Origin of the sequence: Salinibacterium sp. SWN1162 (assembly GCF_015864675.1) — a bacterium.
Taxonomy (GTDB): domain Bacteria; phylum Actinomycetota; class Actinomycetes; order Actinomycetales; family Microbacteriaceae; genus Rhodoglobus.
On sequence record NZ_JADYWT010000001.1, the window covers coordinates 724777 to 740826 of the forward strand.

The following is a 16050-nucleotide window of genomic DNA, read 5'->3' on the forward strand; positions in this document are numbered from 1 at the left end:
TTCGGCGCAGCTGGCGTACCGTAGCGGGTATGGATCACGCGCTCATCCCCGCCGCCGTCATCACCGTGTCTGACCGCAGCTTTCGCGGCGAGCGAGCCGACACTTCGGGGCCGCGGGCGGTCGAGCTGCTCACGGCGCAGGGTTATGCCGTGTCGCTGACGGTGATTCCGGATGGCGCGGAATCAGTCACTGCCGGCATCCGAGCCGCGCTCGCTGCCGGTGCCCGCATCGTCATCACGAGTGGCGGAACCGGAGTAGCACCCCGGGATCTCACGCCCGAGGGAACCCGGCCCGTGCTCACGCGAGAGATTCCCGGCATCGCCGAAGAGTTGCGGCGCGAAGGTGCCCGCCACACGAAGATGGCGGTGCTGAGCCGCGGCCTTGTCGGCATCGCGGGTAACGCTCTCGTGGTGAACCTGCCGGGGTCAACGAAAGCTGTTGAAGAGGGGCTTGCGGTGGTTACGCCGCTGATCGGTCACATTCAGGAGCAGCTCGATGGCGGGGATCACTAACCCACAAGTTTCACTCCGGAGCCGGATAGTGGGAGCCGGGAGCCGGGAGCCGGGAGCCGGGAGCCGGGAGCCGGGAGCCGAGTGCAAGAGCGCGGGCGCTCGCAGCGAACTACTCCGGCCGACGCCAATCGCCCGACCGGCCGCCCGATTTCGCGAGCAACCGCACGTTCTCTATCTGCACGGTCTTGTCCATACCCTTGACCATGTCGACGATCGCGAGAGCCGCGACCGACACCGCGGTCATGGCTTCCATCTCCACGCCGGTGCGGTCGGCGGTGCGCACGGTCGCGGTGACGGCGACTCCGTCATCCGTCACTTCAAGGTCGACGGTCGCGCCGTGCACGCCGATGATGTGGGCGAGCGGCAGCAGTTCGGCGGTGCGCTTAGCGGCTTGGATGCCAGCGATGCGAGCGACCGCGAGAACGTCACCCTTGGGAGCGTTGCCCGAGCGCAGCGCCTCGATGATCACGGGGGAGCAGCGAACGAAACCCTCCGCCGTCGCTTCGCGCACGGTCGGGGTCTTGGCGGTGACGTCCACCATCCGGGCTTGGCCAGCGGAATTGAGGTGCGTGAAAGGCTGATCGCTCATGACACCAGTGTGACAGCCAGCAGGTCGCCTTCGCGTACCTCGGTCACATCCTCGGGCACGAAGGCCAACGCGTTGGCGCCAGCCAAGCTCGCAACGAGATAGGAACCGGCGCCGCCCGCGCTTGCGGGACGAACGGATGCAGCCCCCGCCTCATCCTGTTCGACGACGGCCGGCATAGCTTGCGCCCGCCCCGCAGGGCTGCGCCAGCCCGTCGCGACGGTGGCGGTGAGAGTGCGGCGGTGGACCGCTGACCGGCCCGCCATCGTGAGCAGCGCGGGGCGCACGAAGGTCTCGAACGACACGAAGACGCTCACGGGATTGCCGGGGAGGGCAAAGATCAGCGGGCCGGCGACGTCGCTGCTGTTGCTGTTGTCGTGGTCGCCGCCAGCATCGCCGGCCGGGCCACCGAGGGGAGCCGGGCCTACCGGGAACCGGCCGAACCCTTGGGGCTTGCCGGGCTGCATCCGCACCGGTCCGAACCAGACGCCGAGCGGGGCGAGCACGGCTTTCACCACGTCGTAGGCGCCGACGCTCACGCCGCCTGAGGTGACAAAGGCATCGACCTCGGGCGCATGTTCCTCGAGCATCTCGCGCAGGGCATCATCGTCGTCGACAACCGAGCCGAGCTGAACGGGGATGCCGCCACACTCGGTAATCATCGCCGCCAAGAGCAGCGAGTTCGAGTCGTGAATCTGGCCACGCTCCAGCGGTTCTCCCGGCTTGCGCAGTTCGGTGCCGGTCGAGAGCACGCCGACGCGCGGTGCAGGGTGAACAGTGAGGGTGCTGATTCCGGATGCCGCGGCGGCCGCCAGATCGCGGGCGCCGAGAACGCGCCCTGCGGTCAGCACCGGATCACCGGTGCGAACGTCGGTGCCGGTGCGGCGGATGTGGGCGGCGGGATTCGGGGCGCTAAAAATAAGAACGGTGTCGGTGCCCTCATCGGTGTCTTCGATGGGCACGATGCAGTCCGCGTCAGTGGGCACTGCGGCACCGGTCATGATCCGGGCAGCTTCGCCGGGCTGCAATGACGGATTCTCGGCGGAGCCTGCAGGAAGGTCAGCGACCACCCGGAGCGCTATCGGTGTCTCTGCTGTGGCGGAGATGGAATCCGCGCGCCGGAGCGCATAACCGTCCATCGCGGAGTTGTCGAAACCGGGAACATCGACCGTGGCGTGCACGTCGGCGGCGAGGGTGAGGGCCAACACCTGCGCGATCGGAACGCTGACGACCGGCAATGGTGCGACGTTCGCTAGAACGCGAGCGAGGTGCTCCGGGATGCTGATCGACGCGGGGGAGGCTGCCATCATTCTGCCGAGCCTGACGGCGCCGGACCGGATGACGCCGATCCCGATGGCTCTGCGCTGGATGTTGCCGAGTCGGATGGTGCCGCAGACTCCGGTGCCAAGTCCGACGCAGCGGCAGCAGCAGCGGGCTGGGTGGCATCGCTCGCGGCGGCAAGCGCAGCTCTCGAGAGAGCATCCGCGCTTCGAATGGCCGAGGACGGGTCGGTTCCGGCCGCGGCGGCCAGACCAGCGGCGTAGCCGACAAGGAATGTCGTCACGGGAGCCGCGGGCCGGATCACTGAATGCGCAGCGACCCCGGCGAGATCCAGAATCCCATCGACATCCATCGCGGCACGAAACTCATCGCTGGCGATGCCCAGCTCGCTGCTGAGGTGCGCAGCCCAGTCGTCGAGGCGTTGGCGTTCTTCGGAGTTCATTGTGCGGCTTCTTTCGTTTCTGTGGTCGGATCAGTGGCGCCGAGGCGAGCTGCGTCTTCCCACGTATCAACATCATCGGTGGCTCCGGGCAGAGCCACCACGGGCTCCAGCCTCAGCGGTTCAATCAGTTTTCTCATCGAGAGCCCGGTCAGGCCGTCGGCGTCGAACCGCGCGAGGGCGCTCTGGAGGGCGCGGCGGCGATACAGGCAGGCAAGCGGCTGACGGTGACCAGTCGCATCGACGGAAATCACGCCATCCACGTCGGCGGGAGCGGCAGCGAGGGCATCTACGAGCGCTGGCACCTGGGCAGCAATGCCCGGCATGTCACAGGCAAGAACAAGGATGGCGTCGCTCTCGCTGGTGCCGTTGGTCGCGAGGTGGTGAACGCCGGCGGCAAGCGCAGCAGCGGGCCCCGAAAAGGGCGGATTCTCGCGCGTGATGAACACCGTAGTGTCCACGAGGTCGGGATCAATGGGGCCGACAACGATGCAGGTGCGCGCCACACTGGATGCCGCCGAGAGCGCGTGCTCGAGCAGGCTGCGGCCTTGCACGCGGAGCGTTGCTTTCGCCACAGATCCCAATCGGGACGAGCGACCTCCGGCGAGCACCGCCGCATCGATCAGCATGCAGCCACTCTAAGCGACGGTGCAATCGGCGTCACTATCCGGCGCGAGTTGTGGTCGCTGCTGCCGTAGCTGCCACCACCGAGATAGTCTCGATTGCGGGGCGGCGCAGAATCCGCGGCGCTCCCGAGGAGGCAGGCAGCGTGAGCAGAATCACCGCACGACGCAAGATCACCCGAGTGACTATCGGTTCGCCTCCGGCATCCCGGGAGGATGTTCTCGCGGTGGAAGAGCCGCTCGAGATGCGCGTCAACGGGCGCTCGCTTGCCGTCACAATGCGCACCCCCGGTGACGACTTTGACCTCGTCGCGGGCTTTCTGGTTTCCGAGGGAATCATTACCTCGGGCGAGCACTTTTTCGCCGCACGGTACTGCGCCGGTGCCACCGTCGACGGAGTGAACACCTACAACGTCGTTGACGTCACCCTGGCGCCGGGCGTGCCGGCCCCCGATCCCAGCCTGGAGCGATCGTTCCTCACGACCAGTTCCTGCGGACTGTGCGGCAAGGCGAGCATCGATGCCGTGCGCACCAAATCGGCGTTCTCTGTCGCCGAGGATGCCGCGCGAATCGACGCTGAGCTGCTGACGACGTTCCCCGAGAAGCTGCGCGAAGCGCAAGACGTGTTCGAGAAGACGGGTGGATTGCACGCGGCGGCGCTGTTCGATGGAGTGACGGGCGAGATGCTGGTGGCGCGCGAAGACGTCGGGCGGCACAACGCCGTCGATAAGGTCATCGGCTGGGCCGTTAAACAGAATTTGCTGCCCCTGTCGGGAACCGTGCTCATGGTGTCGAGCCGGGCGAGCTTCGAACTCGCGCAGAAGGCCATGATGGCGGGGATCCCGGTTCTGGCCGCCGTCTCTGCACCATCCTCGCTGGCCGCAGAATTTGCCGAAGAGGTTGGAATGACGCTCGTCGGCTTCCTGCGCGGACAGTCGATGGTGCTCTACGCCGGGCAAGAACGCATTGTGCAGAATGAGTCTGTCGACGCGAACTGAGCGTACGGCCCCGCGCTAGCTCATCTGCGGGGCATCGTCTTCCACCGCGGGGATGAATCGCACCGCCATCGCCTTATAGCCGGGCGTATTCGATTCGCGCGCAACGAGCTCGCGGTGCACGAGGTTGTTCGCTTCGGGGAAGTACGCTGCCGCGCAGCCCCGCGGGGTCGGGTAGAAGACGAGGCGGAACTTGTCTGCCCGGCGCTCCTGCCCTTGGAACGTGCTGATGACATCCACGAGGTCGCGGTCGGCGAACCCCATGTCGGCGGCATCGTCCTTGTTGATGAGGATGACGCGACGACCACCCGAGATGCCACGGTAGCGGTCATCCAGACCGTAGAACGTGGTGTTGTACTGGTCGTGGCTGCGCATCGTCTGCAGAATCAAGTGCCCGGGAGGCGGCGTCAGATACTCGAGCGGGCTCACCGTGAAGCGGGCCAGACCGATGTCGGTGGCGAAGCTGCGGGAGTCGCGCGGCGGGTTGGGCAGCACGAACCCGTTCTTGGTCCTCAACCGTGCATTGAAATCGGCGAAGCCCGGCAGCACGCGGGAGATGTGGTCGCGGATAACGTCGTAGTCCTCGGCCATCGCTTTCCAGTCCACCGGGTGATCCTCGCCCAGAGTGGCGATGGCCATGCGGGCGATGATGACGGGTTCCGCGAGCAGGTGATCTGACACCGGCGACAACCGACCCTGGGTGCTGCGCACGACCGACATGGAGTCTTCGACCGACAGCACCTGACGGCCGCTCGGATGCTTGTCGTCGGTGTCGGTGCGACCTAGCGTGGGCAAAATCAACGAGGTGAGTCCGTGCACCACATGAGAGCGATTCGGCTTGGTCGACACGTGAACGGTTAGGCCCACCCGCTGAAGCGCGTTACCGAGCGCTTCGGTGTCCGAGGCCGCGAGCGCGAAGTTTCCACCCATCGATACGAACACGTCGACGTTGTCGTTCTCGAACGCTTCGACGGTGTCGACCGAGTCGAAGCCGTGCTCGCGGGGCGAAGTGATTCCGAATTCCTTGTCGAGGGCATCCAGCATCCACTCGTGAGGCTTCTCCCACACGCCCATCGTGCGGTCGCCCTGCACATTCGAGTGGCCGCGCACGGGGCACGCACCAGCGCCGGGCTTGCCGAAGTTGCCCTGCAGCAGGAGCAGGTTGATGATCTCCTTGAGCGTGTTCACGGAGTGAGGCTGTTGCGTGAGACCGAGTGCCCAGCAGATGATCGTGGCCTTCGACTCGACCATCATCTGAGCAACCTTGGCGATCTGGAGGCGAGAGAGGCCTGTCGCTGCTTCGGTCTCGTCCCAGTCGATCGTCTTGCGCGCGGCCCGGTAGGCATCGATGCCGTCGGTGTTCGCTGCGATGAACTCGTGGTCAACTACGGAGCCGGGAACCCGCTCCTCTTCCTCCAGAAGCAAGTGGCCGAGAGCCTGGAACAGCGCGAGGTCGGCACCGACCTTGATCTGCAGGAATTCGTCGGCCAGGTTGGTGCCGCCCCCGACGACTCCCTTGGGGGTTTGTGGATCCTTGAAGTTGAACAGCCCGGCTTCGGGGAGCGGATTGACGGCGACGATCTTGCCACCGCGGTCTTTACATTCGGCCAGCGCCGACAGCATCCGCGGGTGGTTCGTGCCGGGGTTCTGGCCAATGACAAAGATGAGTTCAGCCTCATGGATGTCTTCGAGCGAGACGGTGCCTTTACCGATACCAATCGTGGGGTTCAGAGCGGAACCGGATGATTCGTGGCACATGTTCGAGCAGTCCGGCAGGTTGTTGGTGCCGATCGAGCGCGCGAAGAGTTGGTACAGAAACGCCGACTCATTGGCCGTGCGGCCGGAGGTATAGAAGACCGTGCGCTCGGGAGTGGTGGCGCGGATCTTCTCGCCGATGAGCTCGAAGGCGTCGTTCCAGGAGATCTGCGAGTAGTGAGTGTCGCCGGGGCGGATGACGACCGGATGCGTGATGCGGCCCTGGTTGCCCAGCCAGTATTCGGTCTTCTCCGACAGCTCGGCGATGGAATGCTGCGCCCAGAAGTCCGGAGTGACAGTGCGCAGCGTGCTTTCTTCGGCGACGGCCTTGGCGCCGTTTTCGCAGAACTCCGCAACCTTGCGATGGCCTTGCGATTCCGGCCAGGCGCAGCCGGGGCAGTCCGTGCCGTCACGTTGGTTCAGCCGCAACAGTGAGCGTGCGGTGCGGGTCACACCTGCCTGCGCGATTCCCCGATCCAAGGCCACGAGCACGGCTTCAACGCCGGCCGCCGACTTTTTCGGCTTCTTGACGAGCAGGTCGTCTTCATTGATGTCGTCAACCGGTGCTCCACGTTTCATCTCCCCATACTGCCCCCAATCGATGGAAATTCGTAGACAATCTTGACCAAACATCTAAGAATTGATCAGGTTAACGGTTAGCCTGTGATTCGCGGCCGATTTGCCGACAGCAACGTTGCTGTCCTGCACGCTTATTTGTACCGAGGAGAATGTCCATGAGCTGGCTTGATCGAGAACACACCATTGCCCCTCCCGGCTTCAATCGCTGGTTTGTTCCGCCGGCCGCATTGGCGGTGCACTTGAGCATCGGTCAGGCCTACGCCACGAGCGTCTATAAAACCGCGCTCGTTGATCACTTCGACGCGAGTCTCACTCAGATCGGTGTCATCTTTTCGATCGCCATCGTCATGCTCGGGTTATCGGCCGCGATTATGGGAACGTGGGTTGACCGCAGCGGTCCGCGCAAGGCCATGTTTGTCGCCGCGCTGTTCTGGTCGAGCGGCTTTGTGATCGGTTCGCTCGGTATCTTCTCCAACCAGTTGTGGTTGGTCTACGTCGGCTACGGCTTCATCGGCGGTATCGGACTCGGGATCGGCTATATCTCGCCGGTGTCGACCTTGATTAAGTGGTTTCCGGACCGTCCGGGCCTCGCAACCGGCATGGCCATTATGGGGTTTGGTGGTGGCGCGCTGATCGCCAGCCCCGTTTCTACGGCATTGCTTGCGCTCTACGATCCCAACGCGGGAACCGAGGGCTGGGTGGCCAGCGGTGACGCCGTTGGCAAGTTATTCCTCACGCTCGGGCTCATCTACCTCGCGTACATGATGTTTGGCGCGTTCACGATCCGGGTGCCCGCCGACGACTGGACTCCGGCCGGATTCGACCCGACGAAGGTCAAGGCAAAGTCATTGGTCACTAGCAATCACGTGTCGGCGAGCAACGCGATCAAGACACGCCAATTCTGGCTCGTCTGGATCGTGCTCTTCTGTAACGTCACGGCGGGGATCGGCATCCTCGAGCAGGCGGCTCCCATGATCCAAGACTTCTTCCGACAGGCCGACGGGCAATCGTTGGTCACAGCCGCCGTGGCCGGTGGTTTCGTCGGTTTGCTGTCGATCGCCAACATGGGTGGCCGGTTCGTCTGGTCGTCCACGTCCGATATCACCGGGCGCAAGAACATTTACATGATCTATTTGGGCGTGGGGGCGGTGCTGTACGTGCTGCTGGCTCTGGTGGGATCCAACACGACGGCGCTGTACGTGGCGCTCGCTTTTGTGATCATCTCGTTCTACGGCGGCGGTTTCGCCACGGCGCCGGCGTACTTGCGTGACCTTTTCGGCACGTTCCAGGTGGGCGCCATCCACGGTCGACTGCTCACTGCCTGGTCAGCAGCTGGCATCGCTGGCCCGCTGATCGTGAACTCGTTCTTGGATGCCCAGGGTGCGCCTGGCGAGCTGACCGCTGCGGCGTACCAGCCCGCGCTGCTGACCATGGTGGGACTGCTCGTCGTGGGCTTCATCGCCAACCTCATGGTGCGGCCCGTGAATTCCACCTTCCATGAACCGTCCACAGTGGGGTCGAAAGACCTCACGATCTCCGCGGAGGCCTGACATGAAGAAAGCACAACTCGCGATCGTCTGGGCGTTGGTCGGTATTCCGTTGCTCTACGGCGTATTTCAGACCATGACGAAGGCTTCGGCGCTGTTCGGCTGAGCAAGCGGCGGGCGAGCGAGGGTCGAGCGGCGGGTGAGCTGTCGAATAGCCGAGCACTCATATCGAAGATGCGGGGCAAACGCCCTGAAAGCTCCGCAGTTGCGGTGTTACGCTGTAAATTATGGCGCAATATCGGATTAGTGAGGCTGCAGGGCTCCTCGGAGTAAGCGACGACACCGTGCGGCGCTGGATCGCGACCGACGATCTACCCGTCGCGCTCGACGACGCCGGTCGCCAAGTGGTCGACGGTGCGCACCTTGCTCACCGCGCTCAAGAGCGTGCGCAGCAGGCCCAACTGGCGGCAGCGGCATCCGAGTCAACGAGCAGCGCTCGCAACCGGATGGTCGGGCTCGTCACGGGCATCCTCAGCGACACCGTGATGTCTCAGGTCGAGCTGCAGTGCGGCCCGCATCGCATTGTGTCGCTCATGTCGACGGAAGCGGTGCGCGACTTGAAGCTCGAAATTGGTTCGCTCGCAGTCGCCGTCGTGAAGGCGACGATGGTCGTGGTTGAGGCGCCGAAAGACAACTCCTAGTGATGTGGAGTGTGCGACAGCCGCGGCAACGGGGCAGGCGGGCGCGACGCCGAGTTGGCGTGCTGACGACGGTCGCCGCCGCCGCGATTGCAGGCTTGGTGGGGCTTTCCGGATGCTCGGCAGCCGACCCGGCACCGGCATCCACGTCTTCTGACGGCGCACTGCAGGGTGAGCTCACGATTTTTGCGGCGGCCTCGTTGACCGCGTCGTTCACCGAGCTGGCCGAGGCATTCAGCGCGGAGAATCCCGGCGTCACCATCGCGCCGATCTCCTTCGACGGCTCCTCTACTCTCGCCACCCAGATCAGCGAGGGTGCGCCGGCTGACGTCTTCGCCTCCGCGGATGACGCCACAATGCAGCAGATCGGTGACGAACTAGCGACTGTTCCGGTGTCGTTCGCGAGCAACGAATTGCAGATTGCGGTGCAGCCCGGCAACCCGCGGGACATCACGACCCTGAGCGATCTAGCGAAGCCCGGCGTGCAGGTTGCCCTGTGCGCGCCCGCGGTGCCGTGTGGTGCGGCAGCCCGCATCCTGCTCGACGCCGCCGCGGTCGACCTCACACCGGTGACCGAAGAACAGAACGTCAAAGCGGTGCTCACCAAGGTTGAGCTGGGCGAAGTGGATGCCGGGCTCGTCTATGTCACCGATGTGCAGGATGCGGCGGGAACGGTCGACGGCGTCGCGATCGCCGACGCGGCAACGGCTCGCAACAACTACCCGATCGCCGTGCTGAACGAGGCTGCGCAACCCGCCATCGCGGCCGCCTTCGTGGACTTCGTGCTCTCGGCGCCGGGGCAGAGCATCCTCGCGAGCTACGGATTCGTGAAGCCATGAGTGCCGTCTCGCGCACGACTGCAACCGCCGGCTCCGGCATCCCGCGCCTGCTCTACCTGCCCGCGGCCCTCGGTTTCGCCCTGCTGATCCTGCCTCTTGTTGGGCTGTTTCTGCGTGCCGACTGGCCGAGCGTTCCCGCCGCGATTGTCTCGGACGAAGCGCAGTCGGCGCTCTGGTTGTCGTTGCAGACGGCGCTCGCCGCAACGGTGCTGTGTCTCATCGTCGGCATTCCGCTCGCGCTCGTGATCGCTCGCTCGGGCAACCGCTTGGCGGGGCTGTTGCGCGCGCTCACCACGCTCCCGCTCGTGATGCCCCCGTTAGTCGGAGGCATCGCCCTGCTCTACCTTCTCGGACGCAACGGGCTCGTCGGCAGCGTGCTCGAACTGTGGTTCGGCATCCGCATTCCGTTCACGACCGGTGCCGTCGTGATCGCGCAATCCTTCGTGGCGCTGCCGTTCCTGGTGATCTCCGTCGAGGGCGCGCTGCGCACCGCGGGCACTCGCTTCGAGTTGGTCGCCGCCACTCTCGGCGCCGGGCGCTGGACAGTGTTTCGTCGCGTCACGCTGCCGCTGATCATGCCGGGCGTCATCGCCGGCACCGTGCTCTGCTTCGCTCGCGCCCTCGGCGAATTTGGCGCCACCGCCCTCTTCGCCGGCAACGCCGCAGGCACGACCCGCACCATGCCTCTCGCCATCTACACCGCGTTCAACGGCGCCGGCGTGAGCCAAGATTCGGCCATCGCCCTGTCGCTGTTGCTTGTCGTGGTAGGCATCGTCATCCTCCTTCTGCTGCGCAGCTGGCGCACGACCCCGGAGCTCTGAGCCATGACATTGGATGCCACCATGCAGGTGAGCCGCGGATCGTTCACCCTCGACGCGAGCGTCACAGTCGCGCCCGGCGAAACGCTCGCTCTGCTGGGCCCGAACGGCTCGGGTAAGTCGACGCTGCTCGCTGTCATTGCCGGGCTGCTCGTCCCTGAGTGCGGCACGGTGTCGGTCGACGGGCGAGTGCTGACCGAGGTTCCGAGTGCCGTCGATCGCGCCGACGGTCGGGCTGTAGATCGCGCGAGCGGCGGGCGCGTTAGTCGCGATCGCGCTGGCAGCGGGCGCGCTAGTCGCGGGCGGATGACCGTGGTGCCGGCTCATCGCCGCCGCATTGGTCTGCTCGGGCAAGACCCGCTATTGTTCCCGCACCTGAGTGCTCTCGAGAATGTGGCTTTCGGGCTGCGCGCACACGGCATGAGAACGGACGAAGCGCGGGACCGAGCATCCGAATGGCTCGACGCCGTGGGGATGAGCGACTACGCAGCCCGCACACCTGCCGAGCTCTCGGGCGGCCAGCAACAGCGTGTGGCAATCGCCCGCGTGCTGGCGATCGAGCCGGATGTGCTGCTCTTCGACGAGCCGATGGCTGCCCTCGATGTGCAGAACGCCTCGCTCGTGCGAACCCTGCTGCGCGAGTGTCTGTCGGCCCGCGTCTTCGCCGCCCACATCGGAATCGGTGGCCGCCCGCCGACGGCGCCTGCCACGATCGTCGTTACGCACGATGTGGTGGATGCTCTGGTGCTGGCCGACCGCGTCGCCATCATGGATGCTGGCCGCATCATCGACAGTGGCGACGTCGCTCGGGTTCTGGGCGAGCCCGTGAACCAGTTCGCGGCCGCGCTCGTCGGCCTCACCGTGCTGCACGGCATTGTCGAAACCAGCCAGCTCGTGCGGCTCGCGGATGGGCGTGCTCTCGCCGTCGACAGCATCGTGCCGGCGGTCGGTACGGAAGTTTCGGTCGCGTTCCCGCCGTCCGCGGTGACGCTGCGCCGGGAGTCGCGGGGTGCCGCTCGGGCCGACGGTGCTGCGACTGCAGCGCCCGGAGTCGCGGACTCCGCACGTGTCGAGCCCGCCGCATCCGCCCCGCCTCTGCCGCATGAATGGCTCGCCACCGTCGATCTGCTCGAGCCCGGACTCAAGGGGATCCGCGTCACGCTCCTAGGCGACACCGTCGTGGCTGAGGCGTCGGCCGCCGATCTGCTCGCGCGCGACATCGCGCCGGGGGACCGCGTCGTGGCGTCCGTCGATCCGTCTCAGATCACGGCCTATCTGCGCCGCTAATCGGCGCTCCCCGCGAGGGTAATCTGCACCACACAGCGGAACTTTTAATCCTCTGAACAGTCCCGTCGCTCTTGGGATGCGCGTTGCTAAGATTTGCTCATGCGCGTGACGAAACTCAGAGTGTATCCAGTGAAGTCGTTTGCCGGCGAAGACGTCGAATCTGCCGCGGTGAATCCGTGGGGTCTTGACCAGGATCGCCGCTGGGCCATCGTCGATAGCGCGGGCGACACTCTCACCGCTCGCCGCCACAACCAGCTGCTTGGCCTCTCGGCGCACGCCCTGAGCGAGACGGCAGTTCAGCTCTCTGACCGCGAGGGCTCCAGCGTGACCGTCGACATGGCGGATGGCGGCGACACGATTGAAGTGAGCCACGACGGGCAGGGCACCGCGCTTGCCGCTCGCGGAGACGTCAACCGTTGGTTGAGCGAACGTGTCGGCCTCGACGCACGACTCGTCTGGCAGTCCGACCCGACCGTGCGCGCGATCGACCCCGAAGACGGCGGCCAGCCCGGAGAAGTTGTCTCGCTCGCCGACGGTGGCCCGCTGCTGCTCGCTTCCGAAGCGTCGCTTCGACAGCTCGACGAGTGGACGGATGAGAACGACGAACCGCTCGACATGATCCGATTCCGCCCCAACGTGATCATCGACGATCTCGAACCCTTCGTCGAAGAAAGTTGGACGCACGTCACGATCGGCGACGTGCGCTTTCGCGTCACCATGATCTGCGACCGCTGCGTGATGACCACGATCGAACCCACCACGCTCGAGCGCGGCAAGGAACCGATTCGAACCCTGGCGCAGCATCGCCAGCGCGACCACAAAACGTGGTTCGGCATCCGCCTGGCTCCGCTTGATGGCGGTCGCATTCACGTGGGCGATGCGGTCGAGGCGACGACCTCGGAGGTTTCGCAGCCCGCAGCGGGATAGTGTGACGGAATGAGTTCCTCCGCGGTAGTGCCTCCTTCTGCGAACGCGCTCGCAGATGTGGCGGCGAACGCCCTCGTGGATACCCTCGGCCGGCCGCTGCACGACATCCGTTTTTCGGTCACCGACCGGTGCAATTTTCGGTGTGTGTACTGCATGCCCAAGGAAGTTTTCGGGGCTGACTACGCGTTCATGCCGCGCGACGAGCTTCTGAGTTTTGAAGAGATCACGCGGCTGGCGCGCATTGCCGCGCTGCACGGTGTGGAGAAGATTCGTCTCACTGGCGGCGAACCGCTACTACGCAAAGGGCTTCCAGAGCTGGTCGGAATGCTGTCGAAACTCACGACTCCGGCGGGCAAGCCCCTCGACCTCGCGGTCACGACCAATGGCTCCGCGCTCGGCCACCTTGCGGTCGCGCTGAAGGAAGCCGGGCTCAAGCGCGTCACGGTATCGCTCGACTCCCTCGACGACGCCACCTTCCAAGCCATGAACGACGTGAAGTTTCCCGTCGCGAAGATTTTGGCTGGTCTCGATGCCGCCCACGCCGCCGGGCTCGGCCCCATCAAGATCAACATGGTCGTGAAGAAAGGGCACAACGACAAAGACATCGTCGCGATGGCGCGCCACTTCAAAGACACCCCGTTCATCCTGCGCTTCATCGAGTACATGGATGTCGGCACCACCAACGGCTGGCAGCTCGGCGAGGTTGTGCCGTCGGCTGAGGTTGTCGCTCGCATCAACGCGGAGCTTCCTCTCGAAGAAGTCGCCCCCAACTACAGCGGCGAAACGTCGCAGCGCTGGCGATACCGCGATGGCGGCAACGAAATCGGTGTGATCTCGAGCGTCACGCAGTCCTTCTGTCACACGTGTTCCCGTGCCCGCATCTCGGTCGACGGCAAGCTCTACACCTGCCTGTTCGCGAGTTCGGGTCACGACCTCCGCGCGCTCATGCGCGACGGTTGCACAGACGACCAGCTGTCGGATGCCATGGCGAGCCTGTGGCGAGAGCGCACCGACCGCTATTCAGAGTTGCGTTCGCTCAACACGCCGCGCCCAGCCGGAGCCGACGGCACCGAGCCCGGCGCCAAGAGAATTGAAATGTCGTACATTGGTGGCTGACATGAGCATTCACATCCGTTACTTCGCCGCCGCAGCCGAGGCTGCCGGGCGCGATGAAGAGCACCTCGAAATCGAGGTCGGAGCCACCCTGAGCACGCTCAAGGCTGTGCTCATTGAACGCTATGGCGCCCTTATGCAGCGCGTCGTCGAGTCGGGCTCGTTCCTGATCGACGGCGTTGTTCGCCGCGACCCCGCGCACGCGGTGGGTGCTCGCGTCGACGTGCTGCCGCCGTTCGCCGGCGGCTAAGGCGCGACTCGACCGACCCGCGGTGCCGCCTCGGCAACGCGACCCAGCGACGCACGACCCGCAGCGCCGCTTGGGAAACGCGACTCAGCTGTGCGTGACTCAGCGACCTACGTCCGCGCGGAGCGACTCGCTACAGCCCGACCCATTCGGTCGCGCCGCCGGCGAGCTGCTGACGTTTCCAGATCGGCACCGTCTTCTTAATGCGCTCCACGAGCAGTTCGCACGCCTCGAAGGCTTCGCGGCGATGCGCGGCAGAGACCGCTGCCGAGAGGGCGATGTCCCCAATCTGGAGCAGCCCGACGCGGTGCGCCGCCGCAATCGCGAGGCCCGTTTCGGCCGCCACTTCAGCGCAGCACCGAGCGAGCAGCGCCTCGGCTTCGGGATGCGCCTGGTACTCCAGCGACCACACTTCATTGCCGCCGTCGTGATTGCGCACCACACCCGAGAACACGACGACCGCGCCCGACGCGGGGGACTCCACAGCGCGACGGATCGCGGCTTCATCGATGGCGGCATCCGAGATGAGGGCGAAGCTGGCCGGGGTCTGATCGTTCACTTTTAGTACCTCGCGAGCGCAGGATCAATGACCTGCGAGTAGTCGTCGATGCCGCCAACCAAGTGGCGGATGTTGGTGAAACCGGCGCCCTGCAATAGGCGCAGAGCGCGTTCGCTGCGGATTCCGTGATGACAATATACGACGACTGGAATATCGGCGCGGATGTCGGCAAGCCGGCCCTCAAGGCCACCAAGCGGAATCAGCTCCGCCGTCTCAATCGCGGCAATCGCAAACTCGAAGGGCTCCCGAATATCGATCAGCTGCAGCGCAGCCTCCGTGGAGAGCAGGGCCGCCAGTTCGCGCGAATCGATCTCGTCGCTCACGCCGCCGGCAGCGTCGCTTCCGCTCGTCGCGCCAAGCGCGCCGGTCGCGCCGGTGGCGCTCGTGTCGCCGGCCCCGCTCGAACCAATGGCAGCAGGCGTCAGACCGCAGAACAGTTCGTAATCAATCAACTCGGTCACGGCATCCACTTCGTCGCTGGTGGCGTATTCAAGTTCGCGAAAGCGCCCGCTGAGCGCGTCGTAGGTAGTGACTCGGCCCAGAAGTGGTTCGCCGATTCCGGTGAGGAGCTTCACGGTTTCGGAGCACATGATGCCGCCGATGATCGCGCACACGGTCGGCAGCACTCCGCCTTCGGCGCACGACGGCACGGTGCCCGGCGCGGGGGGAACAGGAAAGAGGTCGCGGTAGGTGGGGCCTAGGCCCGCCCACGCCACACCGGCTTGGCCGCCGTAGCGCAGGATCGCACCCCACACGAGCGGTATTCCCGAAAGCGCCGCGGCGTCGTTGACGAGGTAGCGCGTGACGAAATTGTCGCTGCCATCGAGCACGAGGTCGTAGGTGGCGAAAAGTTCGAGAGCATTGCTGGAATCGAGCCACACGTTATGGGCAACGAACCCAATCTCGGGATCGACTCGCGCGACCGTGTCCGCCATGGAATCGAGTTTGCTGCGCCCGATGTCGGCGACCCCGTGGGCGAGCTGGCGGTGCAGATTGGAGAGCTCAACGGCATCCGTATCGATCACACCAATGGTGCCGACGCCCATCGCGGCGAGGGCAGGGATGGTGGCGCTGCCGAGGCCACCCGCGCCGACGACAAGCACGCGAGAATTCGCGAGGCGACGCTGGGCGATCTCACCAAAGTCAGGATTGGCCAGCTGGCGTGAGTAGCGGATCAGGCGTTCGGAGCTGAGCGGCGCGCCCGGCTCCACGAGCGGCTGGCGGTCAGTCTGAGCAGGCAATGTCACGAGGCGATCCTTACCGCGCCGAAAGCGGCACAACCACGATTCTACCGTTTCGGATGCT

At 65.3% G+C, this 16050-nt stretch carries 17 protein-coding genes; 10 read left to right on the forward strand and 7 right to left on the reverse strand.

Going from position 1 to position 16050, the window contains the following annotated elements:
* Positions 1–29 precede the first annotated feature (29 nt).
* On the forward strand, positions 30–512 hold the full coding sequence (locus I6E58_RS03360; RefSeq protein WP_197130406.1) for a molybdenum cofactor biosynthesis protein B: 483 nt from the start codon (positions 30–32) through the stop codon (positions 510–512).
* Between the two features lie 109 nt (positions 513–621).
* Here the strand turns inward: I6E58_RS03360 and moaC are convergent, their stop codons facing one another.
* Genes moaC through I6E58_RS03380 form a run of 4 tightly spaced genes read right to left on the reverse strand, consistent with a single transcriptional unit; the run spans position 622 to position 3447 of the window.
* On the reverse strand, positions 622–1101 hold the full coding sequence (gene moaC / locus I6E58_RS03365) for a cyclic pyranopterin monophosphate synthase MoaC (protein ID WP_010203948.1): 480 nt from the start codon (positions 1099–1101) through the stop codon (positions 622–624).
* Positions 1098–2408, reverse strand: coding sequence for a gephyrin-like molybdotransferase Glp (gene glp / locus I6E58_RS03370; protein WP_307841956.1), 1311 nt, complete (start codon positions 2406–2408; stop codon positions 1098–1100). Before glp ends, moaC begins: the two co-directional genes overlap by 4 nt.
* Positions 2405–2821 carry a DUF6457 domain-containing protein gene (locus I6E58_RS03375; RefSeq protein WP_197130409.1) on the reverse strand — a complete coding sequence of 139 codons (417 nt, stop codon included), beginning with the start codon at positions 2819–2821 and terminating at the stop codon, positions 2405–2407. Before I6E58_RS03375 ends, glp begins: the two co-directional genes overlap by 4 nt.
* Entirely contained in the window at positions 2818–3447 is a 630-nt protein-coding gene (locus tag I6E58_RS03380) for a molybdenum cofactor guanylyltransferase (protein ID WP_197130412.1), read from the reverse strand. The genes I6E58_RS03375 and I6E58_RS03380 overlap by 4 nt, the downstream gene beginning before the upstream one ends.
* A gap of 140 nt (positions 3448–3587) precedes the next feature.
* Between I6E58_RS03380 and fdhD the strand changes: the two genes are divergently transcribed.
* Positions 3588–4439 carry a formate dehydrogenase accessory sulfurtransferase FdhD gene (fdhD, locus tag I6E58_RS03385; RefSeq protein WP_129072267.1) on the forward strand — a complete coding sequence of 284 codons (852 nt, stop codon included), beginning with the start codon at positions 3588–3590 and terminating at the stop codon, positions 4437–4439.
* Between the two features lie 15 nt (positions 4440–4454).
* On the opposite strand, the gene I6E58_RS03390 is transcribed toward fdhD, so the two are convergent.
* Positions 4455–6770 (reverse strand): FdhF/YdeP family oxidoreductase, encoded by a 2316-nt coding sequence (locus I6E58_RS03390; protein ID WP_197130415.1) that lies wholly within the window; start codon positions 6768–6770, stop codon positions 4455–4457.
* A 155-nt stretch (positions 6771–6925) separates the two neighbouring features.
* On the opposite strand from I6E58_RS03390, the gene I6E58_RS03395 reads away from it, so the two are divergent.
* The 8 genes from I6E58_RS03395 (at position 6926) to I6E58_RS03430 (ending at position 14189) form a co-directional block, all read left to right on the forward strand.
* Positions 6926–8320, forward strand: coding sequence for an OFA family MFS transporter (locus tag I6E58_RS03395; RefSeq protein WP_129072265.1), 1395 nt, complete (start codon positions 6926–6928; stop codon positions 8318–8320).
* A 224-nt stretch (positions 8321–8544) separates the two neighbouring features.
* On the forward strand, positions 8545–8958 hold the full coding sequence (locus I6E58_RS03400) for a molybdopterin-binding protein (RefSeq protein ID WP_197130418.1): 414 nt from the start codon (positions 8545–8547) through the stop codon (positions 8956–8958).
* A gap of 59 nt (positions 8959–9017) precedes the next feature.
* Positions 9018–9794, forward strand: coding sequence for a molybdate ABC transporter substrate-binding protein (gene modA / locus I6E58_RS03405; protein WP_307841958.1), 777 nt, complete (start codon positions 9018–9020; stop codon positions 9792–9794).
* A complete protein-coding gene (locus I6E58_RS03410; RefSeq protein ID WP_197130421.1) occupies positions 9791–10615 on the forward strand; it encodes an ABC transporter permease in 825 nt (274 codons plus the stop codon). The genes modA and I6E58_RS03410 overlap by 4 nt, the downstream gene beginning before the upstream one ends.
* A 3-nt stretch (positions 10616–10618) precedes the next feature.
* Positions 10619–11899, forward strand: coding sequence for an ABC transporter ATP-binding protein (locus I6E58_RS03415; RefSeq protein WP_197130424.1), 1281 nt, complete (start codon positions 10619–10621; stop codon positions 11897–11899).
* Between the two features lie 99 nt (positions 11900–11998).
* A complete protein-coding gene (locus tag I6E58_RS03420; protein ID WP_197130427.1) occupies positions 11999–12826 on the forward strand; it encodes an MOSC domain-containing protein in 828 nt (275 codons plus the stop codon).
* Between the two features lie 9 nt (positions 12827–12835).
* Positions 12836–13942, forward strand: coding sequence for a GTP 3',8-cyclase MoaA (gene moaA / locus I6E58_RS03425; protein ID WP_197130429.1), 1107 nt, complete (start codon positions 12836–12838; stop codon positions 13940–13942).
* A 1-nt stretch (position 13943) separates the two neighbouring features.
* Positions 13944–14189 (forward strand): MoaD/ThiS family protein, encoded by a 246-nt coding sequence (locus I6E58_RS03430; protein WP_197130432.1) that lies wholly within the window; start codon positions 13944–13946, stop codon positions 14187–14189.
* Positions 14190–14319: 130 nt separating this feature from the next.
* On the opposite strand, the gene I6E58_RS03435 is transcribed toward I6E58_RS03430, so the two are convergent.
* The gene (locus I6E58_RS03435) at positions 14320–14745 is read right to left on the reverse strand and encodes a molybdenum cofactor biosynthesis protein MoaE (protein WP_129072258.1); all 426 of its coding nucleotides are present in this window, start codon (positions 14743–14745) and stop codon (positions 14320–14322) included.
* Positions 14746–14747: 2 nt separating this feature from the next.
* Positions 14748–15992 carry a ThiF family adenylyltransferase gene (locus tag I6E58_RS03440; protein WP_197130435.1) on the reverse strand — a complete coding sequence of 415 codons (1245 nt, stop codon included), beginning with the start codon at positions 15990–15992 and terminating at the stop codon, positions 14748–14750.
* Positions 15993–16050 lie beyond the last annotated feature (58 nt).

Bases quoted from the DNA above. Each gene is read 5' to 3' on its own strand.
- I6E58_RS03420 (WP_197130427.1), top strand. From the start codon at position 11,999: ATGCGCGTGACGAAACTCAGAGTGTATCCAGTGAAGTCGTTTGCCGGC.
- I6E58_RS03410 (WP_197130421.1), top strand. From the start codon at position 9,791: ATGAGTGCCGTCTCGCGCACGACTGCAACCGCCGGCTCCGGCATCCCG.
- I6E58_RS03360 (WP_197130406.1), top strand. From the start codon at position 30: ATGGATCACGCGCTCATCCCCGCCGCCGTCATCACCGTGTCTGACCGC.
- glp (WP_307841956.1), bottom strand. From the start codon at position 2,408: ATGATGGCAGCCTCCCCCGCGTCGATCAGCATCCCGGAGCACCTCGCT.
- I6E58_RS03430 (WP_197130432.1), top strand. From the start codon at position 13,944: ATGAGCATTCACATCCGTTACTTCGCCGCCGCAGCCGAGGCTGCCGGG.
- moaC (WP_010203948.1), bottom strand. From the start codon at position 1,101: ATGAGCGATCAGCCTTTCACGCACCTCAATTCCGCTGGCCAAGCCCGG.
- I6E58_RS03415 (WP_197130424.1), top strand. From the start codon at position 10,619: ATGACATTGGATGCCACCATGCAGGTGAGCCGCGGATCGTTCACCCTC.
- I6E58_RS03375 (WP_197130409.1), bottom strand. From the start codon at position 2,821: ATGAACTCCGAAGAACGCCAACGCCTCGACGACTGGGCTGCGCACCTC.
- I6E58_RS03395 (WP_129072265.1), top strand. From the start codon at position 6,926: ATGAGCTGGCTTGATCGAGAACACACCATTGCCCCTCCCGGCTTCAAT.
- moaA (WP_197130429.1), top strand. From the start codon at position 12,836: ATGAGTTCCTCCGCGGTAGTGCCTCCTTCTGCGAACGCGCTCGCAGAT.
- I6E58_RS03380 (WP_197130412.1), bottom strand. From the start codon at position 3,447: ATGCTGATCGATGCGGCGGTGCTCGCCGGAGGTCGCTCGTCCCGATTG.
- I6E58_RS03400 (WP_197130418.1), top strand. From the start codon at position 8,545: ATGGCGCAATATCGGATTAGTGAGGCTGCAGGGCTCCTCGGAGTAAGC.
- I6E58_RS03390 (WP_197130415.1), bottom strand. From the start codon at position 6,770: ATGAAACGTGGAGCACCGGTTGACGACATCAATGAAGACGACCTGCTC.